Origin of the sequence: Tenggerimyces flavus (assembly GCF_016907715.1) — a bacterium.
GTDB classification, from domain to species: Bacteria; Actinomycetota; Actinomycetes; order Propionibacteriales; family Actinopolymorphaceae; genus Tenggerimyces; species Tenggerimyces flavus.
The window spans coordinates 2,763,632-2,787,426 of record NZ_JAFBCM010000001.1 but is presented as its reverse complement, the minus strand read 5'-3'; the positions used below and the strand labels follow the sequence as shown (position 1 = coordinate 2,787,426).

At 68.7% G+C, this 23,795-nt stretch carries 21 protein-coding genes; 12 read left to right on the top strand and 9 right to left on the bottom strand.

Features of this window, described 5'->3' with window-relative positions:
• The first annotated feature begins 1,305 nt into the window (after window positions 1–1,305).
• Window positions 1,306–2,499 (top strand): MFS transporter, encoded by a 1,194-nt coding sequence (locus JOD67_RS13090; RefSeq protein WP_205117715.1) that lies wholly within the window; start codon window positions 1,306–1,308, stop codon window positions 2,497–2,499.
• A 52-nt stretch (window positions 2,500–2,551) separates the two neighbouring features.
• Window positions 2,552–4,177, top strand: a complete 1,626-nt coding sequence (locus JOD67_RS13085) for a choice-of-anchor I family protein (RefSeq protein WP_205117714.1) — start codon at window positions 2,552–2,554, stop codon at window positions 4,175–4,177.
• Here JOD67_RS13085 and JOD67_RS13080 read toward each other — a convergent pair.
• The 3 genes from JOD67_RS13080 to groES all read right to left on the bottom strand — a co-directional run bounded on the left by JOD67_RS13080 (window position 4,164) and on the right by groES (window position 7,517).
• Complete coding sequence (locus JOD67_RS13080; protein ID WP_205117713.1) at window positions 4,164–5,426, bottom strand: serpin family protein; 1,263 nt, start codon at window positions 5,424–5,426, stop codon at window positions 4,164–4,166. The genes JOD67_RS13085 and JOD67_RS13080 overlap by 14 nt on opposite strands.
• A gap of 71 nt (window positions 5,427–5,497) precedes the next feature.
• Window positions 5,498–7,123, bottom strand: a complete 1,626-nt coding sequence (gene groL, locus JOD67_RS13075; protein ID WP_205117712.1) for a chaperonin GroEL — start codon at window positions 7,121–7,123, stop codon at window positions 5,498–5,500.
• A gap of 97 nt (window positions 7,124–7,220) precedes the next feature.
• Complete coding sequence (groES, locus tag JOD67_RS13070) at window positions 7,221–7,517, bottom strand: co-chaperone GroES (RefSeq protein ID WP_205117711.1); 297 nt, start codon at window positions 7,515–7,517, stop codon at window positions 7,221–7,223.
• Window positions 7,518–7,718: 201 nt separating this feature from the next.
• Between groES and JOD67_RS13065 the strand changes: the two genes are divergently transcribed.
• From JOD67_RS13065 to JOD67_RS13050, 4 genes are all read left to right on the top strand, one after another.
• Window positions 7,719–8,900, top strand: a complete 1,182-nt coding sequence (locus JOD67_RS13065; protein ID WP_205117710.1) for a class I SAM-dependent methyltransferase — start codon at window positions 7,719–7,721, stop codon at window positions 8,898–8,900.
• A gap of 14 nt (window positions 8,901–8,914) precedes the next feature.
• Complete coding sequence (locus tag JOD67_RS13060) at window positions 8,915–9,418, top strand: SigE family RNA polymerase sigma factor (RefSeq protein ID WP_205117709.1); 504 nt, start codon at window positions 8,915–8,917, stop codon at window positions 9,416–9,418.
• Entirely contained in the window at window positions 9,415–10,728 is a 1,314-nt protein-coding gene (locus JOD67_RS13055; RefSeq protein ID WP_205117708.1) for a WD40 repeat domain-containing protein, read from the top strand. Before JOD67_RS13060 ends, JOD67_RS13055 begins: the two co-directional genes overlap by 4 nt.
• A gap of 103 nt (window positions 10,729–10,831) precedes the next feature.
• Window positions 10,832–11,200: a nuclear transport factor 2 family protein gene (locus JOD67_RS13050; protein WP_205117707.1), complete on the top strand. Its 369-nt coding sequence runs from the start codon at window positions 10,832–10,834 to the stop codon at window positions 11,198–11,200.
• A gap of 4 nt (window positions 11,201–11,204) precedes the next feature.
• Here the strand turns inward: JOD67_RS13050 and JOD67_RS13045 are convergent, their stop codons facing one another.
• Window positions 11,205–12,332: a mandelate racemase/muconate lactonizing enzyme family protein gene (locus tag JOD67_RS13045; RefSeq protein WP_205117706.1), complete on the bottom strand. Its 1,128-nt coding sequence runs from the start codon at window positions 12,330–12,332 to the stop codon at window positions 11,205–11,207.
• A gap of 207 nt (window positions 12,333–12,539) precedes the next feature.
• Entirely contained in the window at window positions 12,540–12,995 is a 456-nt protein-coding gene (locus JOD67_RS13040) for an Lrp/AsnC family transcriptional regulator (protein ID WP_205117705.1), read from the bottom strand.
• Between the two features lie 93 nt (window positions 12,996–13,088).
• Between JOD67_RS13040 and JOD67_RS13035 the strand changes: the two genes are divergently transcribed.
• Together JOD67_RS13035 and JOD67_RS13030 are read left to right on the top strand one after the other, a co-directional pair.
• Window positions 13,089–13,562, top strand: coding sequence for a rhodanese-like domain-containing protein (locus JOD67_RS13035; RefSeq protein ID WP_239553824.1), 474 nt, complete (start codon window positions 13,089–13,091; stop codon window positions 13,560–13,562).
• A gap of 58 nt (window positions 13,563–13,620) precedes the next feature.
• Window positions 13,621–14,808 (top strand): hypothetical protein, encoded by a 1,188-nt coding sequence (locus JOD67_RS13030; protein WP_205117704.1) that lies wholly within the window; start codon window positions 13,621–13,623, stop codon window positions 14,806–14,808.
• A 175-nt stretch (window positions 14,809–14,983) separates the two neighbouring features.
• Here the strand turns inward: JOD67_RS13030 and JOD67_RS13025 are convergent, their stop codons facing one another.
• Window positions 14,984–15,820 (bottom strand): SDR family NAD(P)-dependent oxidoreductase, encoded by an 837-nt coding sequence (locus JOD67_RS13025; RefSeq protein WP_205117703.1) that lies wholly within the window; start codon window positions 15,818–15,820, stop codon window positions 14,984–14,986.
• Between the two features lie 95 nt (window positions 15,821–15,915).
• Between JOD67_RS13025 and JOD67_RS13020 the strand changes: the two genes are divergently transcribed.
• From JOD67_RS13020 to JOD67_RS13005, 4 genes are all read left to right on the top strand, one after another.
• Entirely contained in the window at window positions 15,916–16,488 is a 573-nt protein-coding gene (locus tag JOD67_RS13020; RefSeq protein ID WP_205117702.1) for a TetR/AcrR family transcriptional regulator, read from the top strand.
• 45 nt (window positions 16,489–16,533) lie between these two features.
• Complete coding sequence (locus JOD67_RS13015; RefSeq protein ID WP_205117701.1) at window positions 16,534–16,911, top strand: RidA family protein; 378 nt, start codon at window positions 16,534–16,536, stop codon at window positions 16,909–16,911.
• Between the two features lie 96 nt (window positions 16,912–17,007).
• Window positions 17,008–18,441, top strand: a complete 1,434-nt coding sequence (locus tag JOD67_RS41885) for a nickel/cobalt transporter (RefSeq protein ID WP_205117700.1) — start codon at window positions 17,008–17,010, stop codon at window positions 18,439–18,441.
• Between the two features lie 10 nt (window positions 18,442–18,451).
• Window positions 18,452–21,010: an outer membrane protein assembly factor BamB family protein gene (locus tag JOD67_RS13005; RefSeq protein WP_205117699.1), complete on the top strand. Its 2,559-nt coding sequence runs from the start codon at window positions 18,452–18,454 to the stop codon at window positions 21,008–21,010.
• Between the two features lie 47 nt (window positions 21,011–21,057).
• On the opposite strand, the gene JOD67_RS13000 is transcribed toward JOD67_RS13005, so the two are convergent.
• Genes JOD67_RS13000 through JOD67_RS12990 form a run of 3 tightly spaced genes read right to left on the bottom strand, consistent with a single transcriptional unit; the run spans window position 21,058 to window position 23,704 of the window.
• Window positions 21,058–21,633, bottom strand: coding sequence for a hypothetical protein (locus JOD67_RS13000; protein ID WP_205117698.1), 576 nt, complete (start codon window positions 21,631–21,633; stop codon window positions 21,058–21,060).
• A 1-nt stretch (window position 21,634) separates the two neighbouring features.
• Complete coding sequence (locus JOD67_RS12995; RefSeq protein WP_307782379.1) at window positions 21,635–22,201, bottom strand: RNA polymerase sigma factor; 567 nt, start codon at window positions 22,199–22,201, stop codon at window positions 21,635–21,637.
• Between the two features lie 57 nt (window positions 22,202–22,258).
• Entirely contained in the window at window positions 22,259–23,704 is a 1,446-nt protein-coding gene (locus tag JOD67_RS12990; protein ID WP_205117696.1) for an APC family permease, read from the bottom strand.
• Window positions 23,705–23,795 lie beyond the last annotated feature (91 nt).

Sequence of the window (23,795 nt, the reverse complement as noted above, 5' to 3'; positions counted from 1 at the left end):
CGTCGCGAACGAGTGGGTGTAGACGCCCTGTGTCTCGCCCAGCTCGACCAGCTGTCCACCCAGAGTCGGGTTGCGGCCGGGCAAACTTGTAGTCGAGGTGGGAGTCGGAAACCAGCGTCAGCAGCAGATCGCGCATGGAGTGATGGCCGCGAATCTCCTCATCGAACAGCTTGTTCATCAGCATCCCCTCAGCACCGATGGCGGGCGATCGAGCCACAGGCTAGTGACCACAACCGACAGGAACTCCCGGCTTCATCTGCACGACAAGCAAGCGGGGGCCCCACAAGCGACCCACGCACGGCAGCAGACCGGAACGACAAGCAGTCCTGGCCCGGGCAACTGTTCCCGGGGGTGGGGCGGCGCGTATGAAACTGGTGGCCGGTCCGGGGCGGGTCAAGGGTCGAAGATCGCGAAGCGACGCCTCTCTCCTCCTGCGCGAAGCGCCCCTCAGAGAGGCGCCCCCTGTTGACGCGCCCCGGACCGGCCACCACACTCGGCCGGCGCCACAGCCCACGCCAGTTCCAAACTCAGGAGTGCTCGCCGACGCAACAGCTCCAGCTGCCCACAGGAAGAGCCCCCCCCCCCCCGCCGTGACGTGTATGGCCATCGACTCAGCTGTCCATCGACCTATGTAGTGAGTGGTCGCACCAGCACCAGCGGCCACATCCTCGATCAGCGCGGAAACTATGGGCGCTATAGCACCCCAAATCTTCCGCGCTATCTCTCCACACCCGGCCACCCGCCACCCCGCTGGTGGGAGCCAGCTCATCTCCAAAGGTCGGCCAACTAACCGACCTATGGAGATCAACGACCGAGCCGCACCACATGAGTCACACCAGCCACATCACGGATTAGCGCGAAGAGAATTAGCGCCAGAGCGGCCAAAAGTCTTCGCGCTGACCCTGCTCAGCCATCAGATCGGCTCCGACCGCTCCCCACGCCACTGGCCGCTCCGCCGGTGCGGCCGCTCGCCAGCCGCTGTCGGCGTCGCAGCAGTCAGTTCTCGCCCCCGATCGATGCGAAGTGGGTTGGGCCCAGCGCGCTAGAGCGGCCAAGAGGCTTCCCGCCAAGCCGTCTCAGCCGGTGAGATCCGCGCCCACAATGGAGCAATCCCGAAAAGCGGGATAGTCGTGGGATGAGTTGCCGGCAAACGATGCCCAGATCACGATGCGGGATCGTGGCCGCAGGCAACATCCCCCTGAGTGGGATTCCTTCCCAGATTCTGCCCACATCCCGGGATTTCCGCACGCCAAGTGGGGGGTCGGTGACACATCGCGCTAAAAGCTGCGCCATCATGAGGACCTCATGTCAGATGATCAGGTCACCCTGCGCTCGGTCGCGGCCCCGGTGTACCTGCCCTCGCTGCTCTACGGCATCGGCCAGGGCGCGATCGTCCCGATCATCGCCCTGTCCGCCCGCGACCTCGGCGCCTCCATCGGGCTCGCCAGCCTCGTCGTCGGGCTCGTCGGGCTCGGCCAGATCGTCGGCGACATCCCGGCCGGCGCGCTCGCGGCACGGGTCGGCGAACGAAGGGCGATGCTCGCCGCCACCGTTCTCGCCGCCGCCGCACTCCTCGTCTGCATCCTCGCCACCACGATCTGGATGCTCGGCATCGCGATCCTCGCCACCGGGTTCGCCGGCAGTGTCTGGGGCCTCGCACGACAGGCCTATCTGACCGAGCTCGTCCCCTACCAGCTCAGGGCCCGCGCGCTCTCCACGCTCGGCGGCGCGCAGCGGATCGGCATGTTCATCGGCCCGTTCCTCGGCGCGCTGGCCGCCCACTACTGGCACACCGACGGGCCGTACGCCCTGCACCTGGTGACCGCGATCGTCGCCGCCGGCGTGCTGTTCGTCCTCGCCGACCCGACCAAGCGCGACCAACAGCGACGGGCCACCAACGAAGCGCCCAAGGGCACCGTCCAGATCGCCAAGCAGCAGTTCGCGGTCCTCCGCACGCTCGGCGTCGGCGCCCTGCTGATCGGCGCGATCCGCGCATCCCGTCAGGTCGTCATCCCCTTGTGGGCGGACCAGATCGGCCTCGACCCCGCCGCCGTCAGCATCATCTTCGGCATCTCCGCGGCGGTCGACATGCTGATGTTCTATCCCGCCGGCAAGGTCATGGACCGCGTCGGACGAGCCTGGGTCGCCGTTCCGTCCATGCTCATCCTCGGCATCGCCCACCTCGTTCTCCCCCTGACCCACACGCCCGCGACGCTGGCCGCCGTCGCGGTCGTCATGGGCTTCGGGAACGGAATCGGCTCGGGCCTCATCATGACGATGGGCGCCGACCTCTCGCCCCCAGAAGCGCGGACGGAGTTCCTCGGCGTCTGGCGGCTCTTCTCCGACCTCGGGAACGGGGCCGGCCCGCTGCTGATCGCCGGCATCACCGGCCTGTCCGCGTTGGGTCCAGCCGTCCTCGTCATGGGCGTGATCGGGCTCGGCGGCGCCGCCGTCCTCGGCCGCTGGATCCCGCGGCACATCCCCTCGCCGAAGAGCTAGCTGTTCGCCGGTACGTCAACTGGCGTTCGCCTGCCGCCCCTAATTTGCATGCGTGAAGCTCCGTATCGCCGCCTGCCTAGGTCTGGTCGCCGCCACCATCGCCCTGACGCCAACGGCGCAAGCCAGTAACGGCAAACACCTCACAGTGACTCAAGTCGGCACCTATGCCACCGGCATCTTCGACGAGGCCGCGGCCGAGATCGTCACGTACGACGCCAAGTCCAAGCGCCTCTTCGTCGTGAACGCCGCCCAGGCCAAGATCGAGGTCCTCGACGCCCGGAAGCCGGCGACGCCGACCAAGCTCTTCGACCTGCAGACGACGGGCACGACGGCCGCCGATGGTTCGACGATCCCGGACGGCTCGTCGGCCAACTCCGTCGACGTCCGCCGGGACGGCCTGGTCGCCGTCGCCGTCGAGTCGGCCACGAAGACCGACAACGGCTGGGTCGTGTTCTTCGACGGCCGGAGCAGCACCGGCAAGCCGCTCGGCGCGGTACGGGTCGGCGCGCAGCCCGACATGGTGGCGTTCACGCCGGACGGCGACTACCTGCTCGCCGCCAACGAGGGCGAGCCGAACGACGACTTCACCGTCGACCCCGAGGGCTCGGTCGCGGTGATCGACACCCCGCGCCGCGGCGTTCCGCGCCAGCGCGACGTCGAGCTCGCCGACTTCCACCGGTTCGAGCGCAAGGTCCCCCATGGGGTAAGGATCTTCGGCCCCAAGGTGAACACGCAGTTCCCGGTGTCGGCCAACCTCGAGCCCGAGTACATCACCGTCGACAAGCGGAGCAGGACAGCGTACGTCACTCTCCAAGAAGCCAACGCGATCGCCGAGATCGACATCCGCAAGGCGCGCGTCACCGAGCTCCGTGCCCTCGGCGTCAAGGACCATTCACGCAAGCACAACGGCATCGACCCGTCCGACCGGGACGACGCGATCGCCATCGACCGAGTGCCGGTCTACGGCATGTACCAGCCGGACGCCGTCGCGTCGTACACCTTCGGTGGCAGGACGTTCCTCGTCACCGCGAACGAGGGCGACGTCCGCGAGTGGGGCGACTACGTCGAGGCCGCGCGGGTCAAGGACCTCGGCGACGACGGGCTGGCTCCCTTGTGTGCCGGCGCGTTCGACCCCTCCGTGACCGAGGACGCCGAGCTCGGCCGCCTCAACGTCAGCATCGCCAGCGGGCTCAAGGCCGACGGCTCCTGCTACGAGAGGCTGTACGCGTTCGGCGCCCGCTCGATGTCGATCTGGACCACGAACGGCCGGCAGGTCTTCGACTCCGGCGACGAGTTCGAGCGTGTGACTGCCGAGGCCAAACCTGCGTTCTTCAACTCCAACCACACCGAGGCGAACTTCGACGGCCGCAGCGACGACAAGGGTCCCGAGCCCGAGGGCGTCACGATCGGCGAGGTGCGAGGCCGTACGTACGCGTTCGTCAGCCTCGAGCGCGTCGGCGGCGTGCTGGTGTACGACATCACCAACCCGTACCGCGCGGAGTTCGTGTCGTACGTCAACAACCGCGATTTCGCCAACCAAACAGGAGATCTCGGCCCGGAGGGCGTGACGTTCATCCCTGCCGACGAGTCGCCGGTACGCGGGACGCCGATGCTCGCGGTGGCGAACGAGGTGAGCGGCAGCACCACGCTGTACCGCCTCGACCTCAGGCGTCCTTAGCGGTGGGGTCGACGACCTGGCCGAGGAACAAGGGCGTCTTGGTCGGCAGGTGCATGATCGCGAACGCGAACGGGTGGTCGGCACGCAGGGGGATTCCCGGCGCGGGCGCCGAGACGGGAACGGCAGAGATACCCGTGACCGCGGCGGCCTCGGTACCCCACTCGTCGACGGTGATGTTCGCCCGATGCACGACCTGGTCGATCATCACGCCGGGCAGCATGCCGGAGAAGTCCGCTTCGGGAGTGAACGGCACCTCCATGCCGAGCTCGCGGAGCGGCGGGACGAGGTCGAGATCGGTCGCGAAATCCCAACGTGGCATGGTCAGATCGACCTGCGCCTTCTTGAGCTTGGACGAGATCGTGTCGAGGACGTCCGGCGTCAGGAGCGACGCCGGCGCGGCGTCGCCGCGGGGGACGACGACCCACATCGCCAGCTCACCGCCGAAGTAGGTGAGCTCCCCTGCTTGCCAACCCGGACCCTCGGCGTACCGCCGTTCGTCCCGGCTGAACATCGTCGGGACCGGGACTGTGCCGGCCGACCGGCGGAACGGTTGGTCCGACATGGGAAGCATCGGCACGGTCCAGTCCGCCTTCAGGTACACGGCGTTCGCCAACACCAGCAGTGTTGTCGGGTCGAGGTCGTCGAACAGCTTCTTGATCCGGTCGGCCGTCTGCTCCCGGACCCAGGCATTGATGAACGCCATCGCCCGGTCCGGCTGGGTGAAGTCGACGCGCTGCACGCCGGCGCCGTACTGCTCGGCCACAAGGTCGAGGAACGCCTTCACCACGTCGATGCCCGCTTGAGCGAACAGCCCGTTCGCGATCGCCACCACCGGCGGCTTGGGGTCGTCCTCGGGCTTGCGTTTCGCGTTGCTCTTCGGCGGAATCGCCTTCGCGGTGACGATGTCGTCGGCGAGCCGGTGGAGCGCCAGATGCGGGTTCCACGGGAAGCCGAGCACCCTGTCGATCTGCTCCTCGGTCTCGCCCCGCGCGCCGGCACGGGCCATGCCGAACGCGGTCGCGATCGAAAAGGGTGACAACACGGCGTTCTTGGTCGGATCGGACACCAGGTCGAAGAGCTTCGCGCCGAACGCGGTCATGCCGTTCACCGCGTACGTCGTCGCCTCGATCGGAGGCGGATGGATCAACCGGGTCGGCCGAACCTTGTTGCCAGGTGAGGACTCCCGCCCGCAGGCTGCCGCGACCGCGGCGAGGAGGACTGCCGCGAGCACATCGCGTCGTGAGGTCATGTAACGAAGACGGGCGGGACAACCGATTGGTTGTCCCGCCCGTCTTCGTTACTGAGACGAGAGCGCTGACCTCAGTGGCCGTGCCCGTGACCGTGACCGGCGCCACCGGCGTCGGCCTCGGAGTCCTCGGGCTTGTCCACCACGAGCGTCTCGGTGGTGAGCAGCATCCCCGCGATGGAGGCGGCGTTCGACAGAGCCGAACGGGTCACCTTCACCGGGTCGATGACACCCTGAGCGGCGAGGTCGCCGTACTCGTTCGTCGAGGCGTTGTAGCCGTTCGTTCCGCCAGCCTCGCGGACCTTCTCGACCACGACGTAGCCCTCGACGCCCGCGTTCTCGGCGATCCAGCGCAGCGGCTCGGCGGTCGCGTACTTGACGATCCCGACGCCGATCAGCTCGTCGCCGGTCTGGCCAAGGCCGTCCTCGAGCACAGCGGCGGCGACGACGAGCGCCGACCCACCGCCGGTGACGATGCCTTCCTCGATCGCGGCCCGAGTAGCAGACACCGCGTCTTCGATGCGGTGCTTCTTCTCCTTGAGCTCGACCTCGGTCGCGGCACCGACCTTGATCACGCACACGCCGCCGGCCAGCTTCGCGAGCCGCTCCTGCAGCTTCTCGCGGTCCCAGTCGGAGTCGGTGTTGTCGATCTCGGTCTTGATCTGGTTCGTACGAGCCAGAACCTCGTCCGACTTGCCGGAGCCGTCGACGATCGTGGTGTCGTCCTTGGTGACGACCACACGCCGCGCCGTACCCAGCACCTCGAGCCCGACCTGGTCGAGCTTGAGGCCCATCTCCGGCGACACGACCTTCGCACCGGTCAGGATCGCCATGTCCTCCAGCATCGCCTTGCGGCGGTCACCGAAGCCAGGCGCCTTGACGGCGACGGAGGAGAACGTGCCACGGATCTTGTTCACGACCAGCGTCGCGAGCGCCTCACCCTCGACGTCCTCGGCGATGATCACCAGGGCCTTGCCCGACTGCACGACCTTCTCCAGCAACGGGAGCAGGTCGGACATCGAGGCGATCTTGCCCGGGTAGATGAGGATGTACGGGTCCTCGAGCACGGCTTCCTGGCGCTCGCTGTCGGTCACGAAGTTCGGGGCGATGAAGCCCTTGTCGAACTGCATGCCCTCGGTGAGCTCCAGCTCCGTACCCAGCGAGTTGGACTCCTCGACGGTGATCACGCCGTCCTTGCCGACCTTGTCGAACGCCTCGGCGATCAGCGAACCGATCGTGGCGTCCTGGGCCGAGATGGTCGCGACGTGCGCCATCTGGTCCTTGGTGTCGACGGACTTCGCGCTGTCGAGCAGGTGCTTGTTGAGCGCCTCGACGCCAATGTCGATGCCGCGCTTGAGCGCCATCGGGTTGGAGCCGGCCGCCACGGCACGCAGGCCGCGGTGCACCATCGCCTGCGCCAGCACCGTCGCGGTGGTGGTGCCGTCACCGGCGATGTCGTTGGTCTTGGTGGCGACCTCCTTGACGAGCTGGGCACCCAGGTTCTCGAACGGGTTGTCCAGCTCGATCTCACGAGCGACGGTCACGCCGTCGTTCGTGATGGTCGGAGCGCCCCACTTCTTGTCGATCACGACGTTGCGGCCCTTGGGGCCGAGCGTCACCTTCACGGTGTTCGCGAGGGCGTCGACGCCGCGCTCCAGCGCGCGCCGTGCGTCCTCGTCGAACTCCAGAATCTTGGGCATGAGGAAAGTACGTCCTTCCACGGCGACGCCCCGGGAGCCGAATCCCCTTGGCAGGGTGGCAGCCCGGGGCCTAGCCGATCGTCAGGTCAGCGGAAGATCACTTCTCGACGATGGCGAGCACGTCGCGAGCGGACAGGATCAGGTAGTCCTGGCCGTTGTACTTGACCTCGGTGCCGCCGTACTTGCTGAAGATCACCTTGTCGCCGACAGCGACGTCGAGCGGAACACGGTTGCCGTTGTCGTCGATGCGACCCGGCCCCACCGCGAGGACCTCGCCCTCCTGGGGCTTCTCCTTCGCGGTGTCGGGAATCACGAGCCCGGACGCAGTCGTTTCCTCGGCGTCGAGCGCCTGAACGACGATGCGGTCCTCGAGCGGCTTGATGGAGACCGACACTTGCTGACCTCCCCTTTCACGGGATGTCACGGTGACTGTGGAACATGACCGTTTGGACGCGAACGGCAGGTCGTCGTCGCGGTGTCGACCGACCAGCTCGCTGATGCTGTCATTGGCACCCTAAGGTCGAGAGTGCCAACTCTGAATCTAGGCCGTCTTTAGCACTCGGTCAACCTGAGTGCCAATGGATTGGGGTGCCATTTGGAACTGGAGACGTTCCGGGCGCTCCGGACGCCTGCGGGCTCGCGGTTGCTGGCCGCCTGCGAGGGCTACCGGGAGGCGGACGCCGTACGGCTGGCGACCCGCCTGCGCAAGGACCATCCGGCTGACCTCGTCGCGGCAGCGCTGACCCAGGCTTCGCTCCGGCAGCAGGCGGCGGCGAAGTTCGGAGCGGACGCCGCCCTCCTCTTCTTCACCCGCGAGGGCCTGGAGCAGGCGACCACCCGGGCGGTCGCCGAGCACCGGACGCGGCGCCTGAACGGGGCGGTCGTGGATCTGTGCTGCGGCCTCGGCGGCGACCTGCTCGCCCTCGCCCGCGCCGGCCTCCAGGCGACCGGCGTCGACCGAGACCCGCTGACCGTCGAGCTCGCCCGGGCCAACCTCGAGGTGCTGGGCCTGGCCGCGACCGTCGAGCAGGCGGAAGTCGAGTCGTACGACCGCTCGCCGTACGACGTCGCGATCGCCGACCCGGCGCGGCGTGGGGCGCGCGGGCGGATCTTCGACCCGGCCGCGTACTCGCCGCCGTGGTCGTTCGTCCTCGCCCTGCTCGAGAGCGACGCCTGTGTGAAGACCGCGCCGATCATCCCGCACCGGCTGGTCCCCGAGGGGGTCGAGGCGGAGTGGGTCAGCGAGCGCGGCGAGGTCAAGGAGGCGGCGCTGTGGTCGGGGCGCTTCGTGTCCGCGCGGCGGCGGGCCACCGTTCTCGCCTCCGGGGCTTCGCTGACCGACGCCGACGATCCGGGCGGCGCGGACGTGCTTCCGCCGTCCGGCTACCTGTACGAGCCGGACGGTGCCGTCGTCCGCGCCGGCCTCGTCACCGCGGTCGCGCCGCTGGTCGGGGGCGCACTGCTGCACGCGGAGATCGCGTACCTCACCTCTCAGGAACTGGTGGCGACGCCGTTCGCGACCGCGTACGAGATCACCGACGTGCTGCGGTACGACGAGCGCCAGCTCCGCAAGCTGTTCAAGGACCGGAAAGTCGGCCGGCTGACCATCAAGAAGCGCGGTCTCGACGTCGACCCGGCCGACGTACGCAAGCGCCTGGTCGCGAAGGGGCCGAACGAGGCGACGCTGGTCCTCACCCGCACGCCGGAGAGCACGGTCGCGCTGCTGTGCGAAAGTCGTTTGCGACCTTTGCCCCACTCGCCGCGTCCTTCCTCGTAGAGGGAGAGGTGACGGTGACCGACGCCGCCGAGGATTTCCACGCGTACGTGTACGCGCGGTATCGCGCGCTCATGCGCACCGCGTTCCTCCTGACCGGCGACCACCACGCCGCCGAGGACCTGGTGCAGACCGCACTCGCGAAGGCGTTCCTCGCGTGGGCTCGGATCGAGCGACGCGAGGCCATCGACTCCTACATCCGCAAGACGATGGTCAACGAGCACACGAGCTGGTGGCGGCGGGCCTGGCGGCGCCGCGAGGTCACCCGCGAGCAGGTGCCCGACCAACCGCTGGACGACCTGGGCGAACGGGATCGCGACCTGTGGGACCTGGTCGAGCGGCTGCCGGCGAAGCAACGCGTCGCGGTGGTCCTCCGCTACTACGAGGACCTCACCGAGGCCGAGACCGCCGCGGCGCTGGGCGTTTCGGTGAGTGCGGTGAAGAGCCGTACGAGTCGCGCCATCGCCGAGCTCCGCTCCGTCCTCACCGAACCCACGTCCGTAGAGAGGAATGCCCGATGACCGAGGCCGAGGACCTGCTCCGCGGTGCCCTGCACCGCGTAGCCGACGGCGTCCGCGCCGAACCGGTGCCGCACGCCATCGTGCGCCGCGCCCACCGGCGCCGGAGCCGCCGTCGCGTGGGCTTCGCCGCGGCGGGCGCCGCGCTGGTCACGGCGGCGGTGCCGTTCGGCGCCTCGTTCGTCCGCGCGCCGCTACCCACCCACGGGACAGCGACCGACCAGCCGGTGGCGAGCGGGTCTACCGCCGCGGCTCCTGGGCCGGTGAGCATCGACTTCGACAAGCTCTCGCGCGGTCCGGAGCCGGCGGTCGCGTACTACGCCAACGGCGTGATCCGCGACGGCGGCAAGGCGATCTCGTTCCGGGACTACAAGTACGTGGGCGAGCTGGCGAAGGTCGCGTCCGGCTACGCGGTCGTGGCGGCGCACGATGTCGATGGGATGCGCGAGCTGATCCTGGTGGGCGCGGACGGCTCGCGACGGCCGATGGGCAAGGGAGTGTTTCACCGCCCGGCGATCTCCGCCGACGGCCGGACGATGGCGTGGTCTTCGTTCTACGAGGTGGACGGCGAGACCACGACGACGCTCTATCTCGCCGACACCGCTTCCGGCACGATCGTTCGGACGCTGAGTCTCGGGACGGGCGACGACAAGCTCGCCGTGCCGCGCGCGATCGACGGCAAGACGGTCATCGTCGAACGGGCCACGAACGCGTTGTCCAAGCCCGTGCAGGCTTGGGACACGTCGACGAACGAGCTGACCGCCTGGTACGACGCGTACGGTCTCGCCGGCATGTCCGCTGACGGTTCTCTGGCTGCTGTCGGCCGGGCCTCCAGCCAAGACCCGGAGATCTGCTTCGACCTGGTCGCGGTGCCCGACAAGCGGCGGCTGTGGCAGAGCTGCGACTACGACCACTGGGCCGTGGCGTTCGCACCGGACAGCAAGCACCTGCTGTCGGCGCGGGTGCGTCACGAGCTCGTGGAGATGGAGGACTGGCCGGCGGTGCCGACCTCGAAGCCGGGCGGGGGCACGCCGACTCCCATGGTGCCGACGCCGGATCGGAACTACACGGCCTCGATCGACCTCTATGTGCTGGACGCGTCGACGGGGAAGCGGGTCCTGCAGATCAAGGGGCAGCAGCCGCTGCAGCGGACGTGGGAGTCCTCGGACACGTTCCTGTTCACCGCGGTCGACGGCAAGCGAACCGCCATCGTCCGGTGCACGCTCGCGGGCAAGTGCGAGCTCGCGACCTCGCCCCGCGAAGACTCGACCGACGGCTGGAGCGACCAGACCCTCGACGCCCGCAACGGCTGACGCTGGCCGGTGATCATGAACGTGATCATGAAGGCGGACTGGTCGTATACGACCAGTTTGGCTTCATGATCACGGGACGGGACTCCCTTCCTATGCTTGCGGGATGGAACCTCTGACCCGCTACATCGAGGCGTGGGTGGCGAACGATCCCGACCGGATCGCCGCCGCGGTCACCGAGGACTGCGTGATCACCGAGTGCTACGGGCCGGTGTATCGGGGCAGGGACCGGGTGCGCGAGTGGGCGGTGGCGTGGTTCGCGCTCGAGCGGGTCGTGCACCGGTGGACGGTCACCGACTCCTTCGGCGCGGGCGATCGGGAGGCGGCGCAGTGGACGTTCGAGTGCACGTCGGACGGTGATCGCACCACGTTCGACGGGGCGACGATCTCCACCTCGCGGGACGGGCTGATCCACACGCTGCGCGAGTTCGAGACGTCGGCGCCGCTGTACGACTGGACTGGCGAGTGGAGATGACGGCTCAGAGCGTGTGATCCCCGTCCGCCGCGTTGGCCGCGGCGTACTGCTCGAGCTTGTCCAGGTCGGGCTCGACGCCGAGGCCCGGTCCCGTCGGCGCGGTCATCGCGCCGTCGGCGATCGGCAGCCGTTCGGTGAGGATGTCGTCGGCGAGCAGGTAGTACATCGAGTCGATCGCGTACCGCAGCTCGGGCATCGCCACCGCCAGGTGCAGGTGCGCCGCGGTGGACAGGCCGAGCTCGCCGCCGCTGTGCAGGTTCATGCCGAGGCCGAACGTCGAGCAGAGCCGCCCCAGCTGCTTCGTCCCCATGATCGAGCCCCACTTGTGCACATCGCCGTGCAGAACGTCGATCGCCCCAGCCCGCACCGCCGGCGCGAACTCGTCGAAGCGCACCACGCACATGTTCGTACACAACGGGATGCCCACCCGCTGCCGCACCAGCGCCATGCCCTCGATGCCAGGGCACGGATCCTCGAGATACTCCAAGCCCAGCGGCACCAACCGCCGCCCCGCCTCGATGGTCTCGTGCACGGTCCACGCCGCGTTCGGATCCACCCGCAGCTTGGCGTCCGGATGGGCCGTACGCAACGCCTCCATGATCGCGACGTCGCCCACCGGGTCACTCGTCCCCTTGAGCTTGATCGCGTCGAATCCCCAACGCTCACGGGTCGTTCGCGCCGCATCAGCCACCTGCTGAGGCAGGTCGGACGGCTCAGGTCCCGCGTCGGCCCGGGTGATCAGGCACGTCAGCGGAACGTTCGTACGGAACGAGCCGCCGAGCAACCGCGACAGGGGCTGCCCCGACACCTTGCCGATGATGTCCCAGCACGCGATGTCGATCCCCGCCAGCGCCGCATAACCCAAGTAGCCATAGAAGAACGGCACCATCTCGAGCGTCTTCGCCATCCGTTCGAGCTCGAACGGGTCGGTCCCGATCAGCTTCGGCGCGAGCTTGTCGATCAGCGTCGCGACAGGGCGGCCGTGCATGGTCTCGCCCCAACCGACGACGCCGTCGTCGGTCCGCACCCGCACCACCGTCCGAGTGGTCCCCGCCTTCGTCTCGAACGAGCTCGTGAAAGCCTGCGTCAACGGTACGTTGACCACCCAGGTGTCGACCGTCTCGATCCGCACAGCAGCAAAGCCTTCCGTCAATGGTCTTGGGGAGCGACGATACTGCGCACATGACGACCGCTCGCACCGCTCGGCCGCTAGCGGCCTCACGGGCTTCGGGTCGCGTGCTCGGGGGCGGCGGGTGGCCCTGCGGCGACCATGGCGGCCTCCGGCCTAGGCTCGTCCTCGGCCCCCGGAAGCCGCCACCCCCGAGCGTGATGCCTTGGCTCAGTGACCAGGTGGTCCTATTTCTCTGCGCGGCAACGGACTCGAGTAGACCACGCTGGTCGTCACCGGGCCGAGTCCGGCCAGTCGCCCGGTGACCTGTTCGAGATGCCGCATCGACCGGGCCAGCACCTTCAGCATGAAGCAGTCGTCGCCCGTGACGTGGTGCGCCTCGATCACCTCGGGCATCTTCGCGATCAGGTCGTGGAACGGCTTGTAGTTGCCGGTCGGGTAGCGAATCCGTACCAGCGCCAGCACGGTGAGCCCGAGCCGTTCGGTGTCCAGCACGGCCGTGTAGCCGGCGATCACGCCGAGCGACTCGAGTCGTCGTACGCGTTCGGTGACAGCGCTCGGCGACATCGACACCGTCCGGGCGAGGTCGGCGAAGCTGGCCCGTCCGTTCTGTTGCAGGGCGACGAGGATGCGCCAGTCGGTCTCGTCCAGGGATTCAGCGGCCACGAAGCCTGGATACCAGGGAATCGCCGGCCGGACAACGGCAACGCCGTGGATCGTCCGTTCCCGTGCCCGGCCAGAGTGCCTAGCGTTGACGGCATGACGATCACGATGACGACGGCACCGCTCCGCGTCCCGCCCGCGGACCCGGAGGCGGCCGCGAACTATTTCCGTACCAAGCTCGCCTTCCACACCGACGTCTCCGACGTGGCCGCCGCCATCGACGCCGCGAAGGCGATGAACGCGGACAAGGGCTTCGTGCTGCTCGACTCCCGCAACGCCGCGTCCTGGGAGCAGGGCCACGTTCCCGGCGCGATCCACCTGCCGCGGCCGGAGATCACGAAGCGGGCGCCGGAGTTGCTCGACAAGGACGTCCCGGTGGTCACGTACTGCTGGGGACCCGGCTGCGACGGCGCGATGAAGGCCGCGCTTGCCCTTGCGGAGTTGGGCTTTCGGGTCAAGGAGATGCTCGGCGGCATGGAGTACTGGATCCGCGAAGGCCTCCCCGTCGAGACAGCGGCCGGTGTCGCGCGGCAGCCCATCGACCCCCTGACGGCCCCGGCGCATCCCTGACCCGTACGAGGGTCACACCTGATGTGGCAGCGGGTCTGGCCCGGATTTGATGAACGGCATGACTGTTCTCACAGCCTTGGCCACCGGCGCCGTTTCCCTCGCCCTGGTTGCCTCTCCTGCCGCCGCCGACGTACGGCATGAGCGTGGCGACCTGGTTTCGATAACCCCCATTGAACGTCTGACGCGCGCCGAGCTGGCGACCTACCTCGACAACTCCGGGATGGACGTCCCGCGCACGCGGTTCGGCACCGACGCCTACCGCGTCGTCTACCGGACCATCACGCCGCAAGGCAAGCCCACGACCGCGAGCGGGCTCGTCGCGTTCCCGCGCAACGACGACCGCCGGCTGCGGCTGGTGACGTTCCTGCACGGAACGAACGCCACCAAGAACACCACCGCGAGCAGGCTGCACGAGGCTCCCGATCGGGCGAGGTCGCTGCTGTTCGCCGGCGCCGGGTTCGCCGTCGCCGCACCCGACTACCTCGGGCTCGGCGTCGGTCCGGGCCGGCATCCGTACGCCGACACCGACTCCGAGACGAGCGCGTCGATCGACCTTCTCCAAGCCACCAAGAAGATCGCGCGCATGCGGGACGTGAGCCTGCATCGTGGCGTCGACCTCACCGGGTTCTCCCAGGGCGGGCGAGGAGCGCTGAGCGTCGGGCGCGCCCTGCAGCGCGGCGAGGCGCCTGGCTTCGATGTGCACGCGATGGCACCGGTGGCGGGACCGTACGACACGCTCGGGGTGGAGCTCCCGGCGCTGGTGGACGGTCGGGTGACGAAGAAGATCGCGACCCTCTACACGGCCTACCTCCTGACCTCGTGGAGTTACCTGATGGACCTCTACGACGACCCGGCGGAGGCGTTCCAGCCGCGGTATGCCGGGACGGTCGACGGGTTGATGGACGGCACCCACCCGTTCCCGGAGATCGCCGCGGGGCTGCCGGGCAGCCCGCGCGAACTGCTGACGGACGAGTACTGGGAGCTGATGAAGCACCCCACCGGCGAGTTCCGGGCGCGCCTCGCGTACGCCGACCAGATCTGCACCGACTGGCGCCCGCGCGCCCCCATCCGCATGTACGTCGGCTCGGCGGACGCCGACGTCCCAGCGGCGAATGCCGAAAGCTGCAAGGCGAAACTGCGCCAGAACGGCGTTCACTCGAAGATCGTCGACGTCGGCCCCGTCGACCACAACACCACCGGCGTGCTGGCCTACCCCCAGATCCTGCGCTGGTTCGAACGCCTCTAAGGCACTCCGTAGGTGAACCGTCGTGGTCGCCTTACCCGGCCAGTGGTCGCTCTACCTGGCGTCCACCCCACGTAAAGCGGCCAATGATCATGTAAACATGATCATTGGCCCCCCGACCCGGGCCGGGCCGGTCGAACCAACCGCCGGACGAAGGATCGAGGCTAGGCCGGCGGACTCAAGAGGCGGCGGCTTCGTCCACGTCCTCGACCAGGTGCTTGGTGAGGTCGTACAGGCGCTGGGCATTGGTGGGGTCGAGGGTGGGGAGCGCGAGGTCGACGGGCTTGTCGCGGTCCCAGGCGATCAGGCGCTGGCCGGAGGGTGGCGCGTCCATCAGCTCGATGATCGGCGCGACGGCCTGCTCGGGCGTCTGTGCGAACAGCTTGCCGACCACGCGCAGGACCGTTCGCAGGGGTTGGGGGGTGTGGTTGGTTCCGCTGTCGGTGTGGCCCGGGTGGTCGAGGAGGAAGCGGGTCCGGCCGGACGGGTGGTTCTGGACGTAGTGCACGCCGAGCAGGTCGTTCGCCCGGCCGGCCTGCAGGGTCGCCTTCACCATGCCGAAGCCGCGCGACAGCGTGAGGTCGTCCCATGCGATCGAGCCGGTTGTCATCCCCGTCCCGCCGATGGACACGATCACCGGCGCAGACCCCTTCTCCAGCAGGGACGTCAGCCCATAGGACAGCACGAACCGCGAGACGTAGTACAAGGCGAACGCGCTCTCGAAGCCATCCACGGTCACCTCCCGGCGAAGCGGCGCCATCATCGCGGTCAGCACGAGCCCGTCGAGGCGAGAGTGGCGCGAACGTACGGCCGCCAGGACTCGCGCGTTCTCCGCCACCGAACGCAGGTCCGCCTGGACGAACGCGCCATCGCCGTCCCCAGCCGAGGCCAGGAACTCAGCGCCCCGCGCCGCCGACGAACCCACCACCGTCACCCGCGCACCCAGCCGCAGATAGTGCAGCGCCAAAGCCCGGCCCATCCCGGTCGTCCCACCCGCCACCACGAGATCGCGCATCAGCCCACTCCTAAGTCATCGATCGGTGACTACGGAGAATAGACAGCCGTCGGCTAGCATGTCAACAGTTGGTGACTTGACCCGGAGGAGGCGAGATGACCCGCAAGCGCGACCGTGAGCAGACCAGGCAGGAGCTGCTGGCGACGGCCCGGCGGCAGTTCGCGCGAGCCGGGTACGACGGGACCAGCGTGCGCGACGTCGCCGGCGCGGTCGGGGTCGATCCCGCACTGGTCTTCCGCTACTTCGGCAGCAAGCGCGGCCTGTTCGACGAGGCGATGGCCGCGCACACCGACGCCATGATCGACGCGCCCCTCGAGCAGTGGCCGCGAGAGCTGCTCGGCAGGCTCGTCTTCCAGGACTGGGAAGAGTACGACGGCGAGCACCCGCTGATCGTCGCCCTGAGGTCGATCGGCTCCGACGACGAACGAGACCGGCTCCGCGACGAGATCTGCGCCGCGCACATCGACAAACTCGCCGACCTCGCCGGAGACGCCAAGGACAAGCAGCTCAGGGCCGAGCTGTTCGCCGCCTGGATGCTCGGCCTCGGCATCCTCCGCTCCGCCGTCCGCACGCCAGCGCTGGCCAAGGCCGAGCAACAGGACCTCCAACCCCACCTCGAGGCAGTGGCCGAGGCCATCTTCGGCCGCCCGATTCCCGGACCCGAGTGAGCCGGTAGGTTCGACAGCGACCGCATCGGGACCGAAGGAGCACGCATGGCCAGGGAAGAGATCCGGACCGACAAGGCACCGACGCCCGCGGGCGCGTACTCGCAGGGCATCGTGGCGAACGGGTTCCTCTACACCGCGGGCTTCGGCCCCGTCGACCCGGCGACCGGACAGCTCGTCGAGGGCGGCGTCGCCGAGCAGACCGCGCAGGTCATGCGCAACATCGCCGCGGTCCTGGCCGAGAAGGGCCTCGACTTCTCCGACGTGGTGAAGTCGACCGTTCACCTCGCGAGCGCCGACGACTGGGCCGACTTCAACAAGGCGTACGAGTCGTTCCTCACCCCGCCGTACCCCGTTCGCACCACGGTCGGCTCCACGATCAAGGGCATCCTCGTCGAGGTCGACGTCGTCGCAGCCCTCCGCTAGGCCCGCCAGCGGCTGACCGGTTTCAGCCGCCCCCGTTCACGAACTGGGCTCTTGCAACCCTCGTGCCGTTCACCCAACCGGCACAGACTGCCCACCGTGAGACGGCCTCCGCTCCGAGCCGCCCGGCCACCGCTTGTGCGCCGGGCGCTGGGAGTTCTCCTCGCCGCCCTCGTCCTCGCGCTGGCCGCGCCGACTCTCGCCCAAGCACACAACGGAAACGTCGGGTTCTCCGAGATCCGGATCGCGGGGAACGACGTCGAGTACGACCTCTACCTCGATGCCCGCCAGCTCTCCGCAGCCCTCGTCCTCAGCACCGAGGGTGACACGCCGATCCCCGGCGCCGGCAACGGGCTGAAGCTGCAACGCGCCGAGCTCGTCAAGCTCGTCACCGACGGCGTCAAGATCACGAACGCGAGCCAAGCCGTCGCGCCGAAGCTCGAGTCCGTCGAGGCGACCAGCGCGGGCAAGCTCACCGACCTCGGCGGCGTCGCGATGATGGGTGACATCCCGCTCCTGCACGTCACGCTGCGGTTCGCGTTTCCCACAGCGGTCCAGGACTACGCGATCGACTACCGGCTCTTCCTCGCGCAGAAGGGCCAAGAGCAGCACGCGAATCTCGCCTGGCTGCACGAGAACGGCAAGACCAGGACGTTCATCTTCAACCCCGGCGGCCAACCGCTGGTCCCGGACGCGAAGGACACCAAGAACGCGGCCGCCAAGACCACCTTGAAGTCCGCCGACAACCCGTTCGGCGACACCGACCTGTCCGCGCTCGCCAACCGCACGCTCGACTCGCCGATCACCGCCGCCAGCCTGTTCGCGATGGCGTTCTTCTTCGGCTGCGTGCACGCTCTCGGCCCCGGGCACGGGAAGTCGGTGATGGCGGCGTACGTCGTCGGCACCCAGGGCCGCGCCCGCGACGCCGTCGCGATCGGCGTCGTCGTCGCGTTGATGCACACGCTCAGCGTGCTGGTGATCGGCGTCGGGCTGTGGCAGGCCTGGGAGGCGTTCGCGCCCGAGGAGCTCTTCCCGTGGCTGTCGCTCGCGTCCGGCATCGCCGTGCTCGGCGTGGGTCTGTGGATGTGCCGGCGCTGGTTCCGGCGCAAGACCACCGAAGCGCACGGCCATGGTCACGGGCACGGACACGGACATGGACATGGCCACGGACACGGCCACGGACACGGCCACAGCCACGAGCTGCCGGACGGGGTGAAGCCGCTCTCCTGGCCGGGCATCCTCGCGCTCGCCGCCTCCGGCGGCCTGCTGCCCTCGCCGTCGGCCCTCGTCGTCCTGCTCGGCGCGACAGCGGCCGGACGGATCGCGTTCGGACTCACCCTGATCGCCGCGTTCTCCCTCGGCCTCGCCGCGACGCTCGTCGTAGTGGGCCTCTCACTCGTCTGGGGACGCAACGTCGTCGCCAGTCGACCACGGGGGCAACGGTTGCTCGCCAAGACGCCGCAGGTGAGTGCGGTCGTCCTCACCGCGGTCGGAATCGTCCTGACGATCTCCGCCTTTACCCAGTTCGCTTAAGAGGAGCCCCATGAGACCTCAACCCTGGTTGGCTGTTCTCGGCGCCACGGTTGTCGCCGGAAGTCTCGCCACTACCCTCGTCCAGACCGAGTCCTCCCACGCCGACGCGCCGCCCGGAACCGCCGCCGTCACCGGTCAGGTCTTCGCCGACCTCGACAAGGACGGCACCAAGGACGGCAACGAACCAGGCATCCCGAACGTCGCCATCTCCGACGGCGACGTCGTGAAGCGCACCGACCACCGCGGCAAGTACGCGTTGACGGTCAACACCGAACGGCGCAAAACCGATCTGGTGTTCGTCAGCTCCCCCGCAGGCTTCGTCCCCGCACCCGACGCCGACAACATCCCGCGCTTCTACGCACCGGTGACCCCGGACGCGGCAGGCAACGCGATCGTCGACTTCGCCCTGCGGCCGAACAGCGACGCCACCCGCCGCAGCTACCGGTTCATCGGGCTGGCCGACGTCCACGTCCAGGCCGGTACGACCAACAACAAGGAACGCTTCAGCGGCCAGATCGCCCAGATCAACAAGCTGATCGCGACGTCCACGCCGAAGGACCGGCCGCTCTTCTCGGTCGTCTCCGGTGACCTCACGAACAACGCGACGCTGCAGGAGTTCGCCGACTTCCGCGCCGGGACGAAGGTGTCGACGATCCCGGTCTGGCCGGCGATCGGCAACCACGAGTACTTCTTCCAGTCCGGCAACACCTACGCCGACCTGGTCGACAACTACCGGCAGACGGTCGGACCGGAGTGGTACTCGTTCAGCTCCGGCGACCGGCACTTCGTCATGCTGGACAACATCCAGGGCCTCAACCAGCCCGACCAGCTGCGCTGGTTGGAGCAGGACCTGGCGCTGGTGCCGCGGTGGCAGCAGGTGGTCGTGATCACGCACATCCCGATCAACACGCCGCAGGCAACGACCGTCGACAAGCTGCCCGCGCTGGTGAAACTGCTGGAGCGGCACAACACCAAGCTGCTGCTCGCCGGGCACACGCACTCCAACGACGTCGATGCGGCACCGATCAAGGGCGCGCTGCACGCGGTCACCACCTCGTCGTCGTACACGATCGACCAGACGCCGAACGGGTTCCGCGTCGTCAGCTTCAAGGGCAACCGGATCAACCTGCCGTTCCGTGAGTACGGCCAGTCGAAGAACCTCACGATCGTCAACCCCGCTCCCGGCGGCTCGCTGCCGCGCGCGAGGACGGCGATCGAGGTGAACGCGTACGACACCTCGCTGGAGGTGGCGAGCGCGCGCTACCGCATCGACAACGGTGGTTGGCGATCGCTGTCCGCCGTAGGCGACTGGACGTGGACCGCGCCGGTCGACGCCCGGTCCTGGCTACTCGGTTCACACAAGATCACGGTCGAGACGACCGGCACGGACGGCACGAAGAGCTGGCAGGAGGGCACGTTCAGCGTGGTCGCCGCATCCGCTGCTCCCGAGCAGGGTGCGCCGTGGACGGCGTTCCACGGCAACCCGGCGCACACCGGGCTGACGACGGACGCTGTCAAGCCGCCGTTGCGGCTGGCGTGGACGCACTTCACCCAGGGCAAGATCCTGACCGGATCGCCTGCCGTGGTTGACGGTGGCGTCTACATCGGCGTACGCGACGAGAACGACGTGAAGCTGAACGCCGTGCACGCGTTGGATCTCGCGACCGGCAAGCTGCGGTGGTCGGTCAAGGCCGACGGGCAGGTCGAGGGAACGCCGTCGGTCGTCGACGGGGTCGTGTACGCGACGTCGATCCGCGGCACCGTGTACGCGATCAAGGCCTCGACCGGCAAGGTGCTGTGGTCGTACCGCGCCGGCAACCCGGGCGACCGGGTGTGGATGTACCAGGCGCCGACGGTCGTCGACGGCGTGATCTACCAGAGCTACTCGACCGGTGCGGGAACGGCGTTGGAGGCGATCGACGCCGCGACCGGGACCCGGAAGTGGATCGCGAACAGCGGGATCGGCGGCAACTGGCACTCGTTCGGCACGGCTGCCGTGGCGGACGGGCTGGTGGTGCACGCGGCACAGGGCGGCCTGCTGAGCGCGTTCGACACCGCGACCGGGACGCGCAAGTGGGCGAAGGCACCGGCCGGAGGCTGGACCCGTACGGCTCCGGTCCTGGCAGATGGCCAGCTGCTGATGACGTTCCAGGGCGACATCGTGGTGGCGCTCGATCCTTCAACCGGGGTTGAGCGTTGGCGGTACCGCAGCCCGGGCAAGTCGTTCCTGGCCGGCGACGGCACGGCGTCCGCGCCGGCGGTGTCGAACGGGGTCGCGTACGTGTCGTTCGCCGACGGCTCGGTGACGGCGCTGGACCTCGCGACCGGCCTGAAGCGGTGGAGCCACCAGACCGGACACGGCGTGCTCTCCTCGCCGGCGGTGTCGGGCGACGTGGTGTACGTGGGTGGCAACGACGGCTTCGTCCGGGCCCTCGACGCGGCCACCGGCGCGGAGCTGTGGAAGCACCGCCTCGGCCCTTGGGTGGCCTCGTCACCCGCGGTATCGGGCAACGCCCTCGTGATCGGCGCGTACGACGGCAACGTCTACGCGTTCACCTCGGCGAGCTAGCGCAAGGAGCTGGCCGCGGCGGAGAGCGATCCGCCGCGGCCAGTCCGCTATTTGGGCTCGACCTCCGTGGTCTCATCGGTCCCACCGAGCATCTCGCACGGACTCACCGGGCCGATGACGTTGTAGAACGACAGGGAGGAAACGAGAGCCGAACTGGATGAACGGTGATCGGCGAGACGGAGAACGACAGTCTGGTCGGGTCGCTGCGGTCGATAGCGAAGCTCGATCGAATCCCAATGTTCGCTCTCGCCGGGGACGATGTCGACCGGACCGTCCGGATCGAACTTCTGACCTGGCTTGTGAGCGCATCGCCTTCCATAAGGCACGAAGGCGATCTCGGACCGGATGCCGAGCTTGGCCAGTGCCTGCTCCAAGCCGTCCGGATCCCGCAGCTCGATGAACTTGATCCGCACCGTATCGTCGCCGGTCTTTTCGACCGCCCAGGCGGGACTCGCGGGCTGCACCACGCCGCTCACCGCGATCGCCGTGGCGGCCGCGGCCACCGCTCCCACCAAGGCGATCCGGGGCTTCCAGCCGAAACGGCGCCGCTTCGGTGCGGGCGCCGCGTTCTCTGCCACCACGGCTTCGAGCTCCAGCTCCAGCTTGTCTTCGAACCTTGTCATCTCATGCCTCCGTCAAGCTCGGGTTGGCGGCGACGAAAGGGGTGAGCTGGTCACGTAGCTGCTTCCGGGCCCGATGCAGCCGCACTCGTGCTGCCACCGGCCGGATACCCAGCGCTCGTGCGGCCTCCGCCACGCTCAGGCCATCCAGCGCGACCAGCTCCAGGACCGCTCGTTCGCCCTCGACCAGTGCGTCCATCGCGGCGTAGAGCTCCCGCGAGCGAGCCTCCGCGTCGATGCGTTCCTCCAGCCGCACTAAGTCGTCGGGCTCGAGCAGCCGTCGGCCGGCGATGCGCCCGACCGCGGATCGCTCGAGGTACCGGCGCCGGCGGTCGGTCGCGACGACGTTCCGCGCGACCCCGTACAGCCACGCCAGCTCGCCGGCGCCGCTCCCCCGGTAGGTCGCCGCCGAGGAGATCGCCGCGAGGAACACGTCGGCGGTCAGATCGGCAGCGAGGTACGGGTCGTCGACGCGGCGCGCGATGAAGCGTTGCACCGCCTCCACATGCGTGCGGTAGAACGCCCGGAACGCCTCCCGGTCGTGGCTGATCGCCGTCAGCTTGCCTGCCACCTGCTCCCCCTTCATCGCCTTGCTTACACCCGCTTGTGGCGGCGGAGGGCGAAAGCGTTACTTGCTCAGAGAGAGACCCTCGCTCTCGGTCAGACGTTGCCCGAGACGGCGCGCCACTCCCGGGGCGAGCAGGATCGCGACCACGCCGACGAGGAGCCACGCTCCAGCGACGATCGGGAAGAACCGCGCCGGCCCCTCCGAGGGGTACGGGATCACGTTCCGGTACAGCGTGTAGCCCAGCACCACCAGGGCGCCGAGGGGGATCACGATCTCCCATCGCCGCACCGGCAAGGCCCGCTTGACGAAGAGCAGCCAGATCACGCCGATCGTCGTCAGCACATAGACCACGAGCAGCATCAGCGTCCCGATCGTTCCCGACCACAGGAACGTGTCGAACGGCACCGCGCCGAACGCGACCACGCACACGACGATGATCAGCGCCATCGCGCTCGCCACCACGACGGCCGACCGCCCCGGCGTCCCCGCGGCGGTGAGCTTGCCGAGTCCTCGTTCGCCCACGCTGTCCCGCGACAACGCGTACAGCAGCCGCGATCCGCCGACCACACAGGCCAGACAGCAACCGAACGCGCTCACCGCCGCGCCCGCGCTGATCAGATACCCGACCCAGCCGCCGACGTACGACGAGCCCAGATCACCAAGCAGGGAAGGCGAAGAGCCGAACGCCTCGACTCCGGCGGCATCCGTACCGAAGCCCATCATCTCGACCGCGGTGACCACGACGAAGTACACGCCGCCGAAGATCGCCGTGCCCAGGATCGCCCGCGGGATGTCGCGCTTGGGGTTCGCCGCCTCCTCCCCCAGCGTCGCGGCGGCCTCGAAGCCGGCGAACGACAGGAAGCCGAACACCACACCGAGGAACACCGCCGACACGTCCGTCCCGGCGGCCACAGTGAAGACCTCGAGGGTGAACGAACGCCCGCCCGGCGCGCTCCCCGACAGCAGCCGCACGAGCACGACGACGATGGTCAGCAGGATCAGCACGAGCGTCGCGATCTCCACGGTCAGCAGCACACTCGTACCCCGCCGAGCCGGCACGACCGTCAGCAGCAGCGCGCCGACCAGCGCGACCGCGGTGAGGAGGAACGGCGCGAGCACTGGTGGGTTCGGCCAAATCCCCACCTCCTGCAGGAACGCGGTGCCGAAGATGCCGGCCGCCGAGCTCGTCACGACGCCGTAGAACGTGTACGTGCCGAGCAGTCCCCAGCCGGCGACCACCCCGGTCCGCGGCCCGAGCGTCGCGCCGACGAACCCGTACACCGAACCCGCGTGGTGGAAGTGCTGGCAGAGCCGGACGAACCCGTACGCCACCAGCAGCACACCGACCGCGGCGAGCAGGAAGGCGAGCGGGACCGCACGGCCGACCGACGGGATCATGCCCTGCGGGTTGATGTTCGCGGCCATGCTCGGTGCCATCAGCGCGACGGAGAGGCCGACGGCTTGCCAGACGTTGAGGGACCTGCGGAGCTGAGGTGCGCTAGCCATGTCCACCATGAAACCGCCGGTGGCCCCTGGACTGCGCCATCCGTAGGCAAAATTGGCCGATCGGGCAGCGGTGCTGACATGCTGTTCCCTC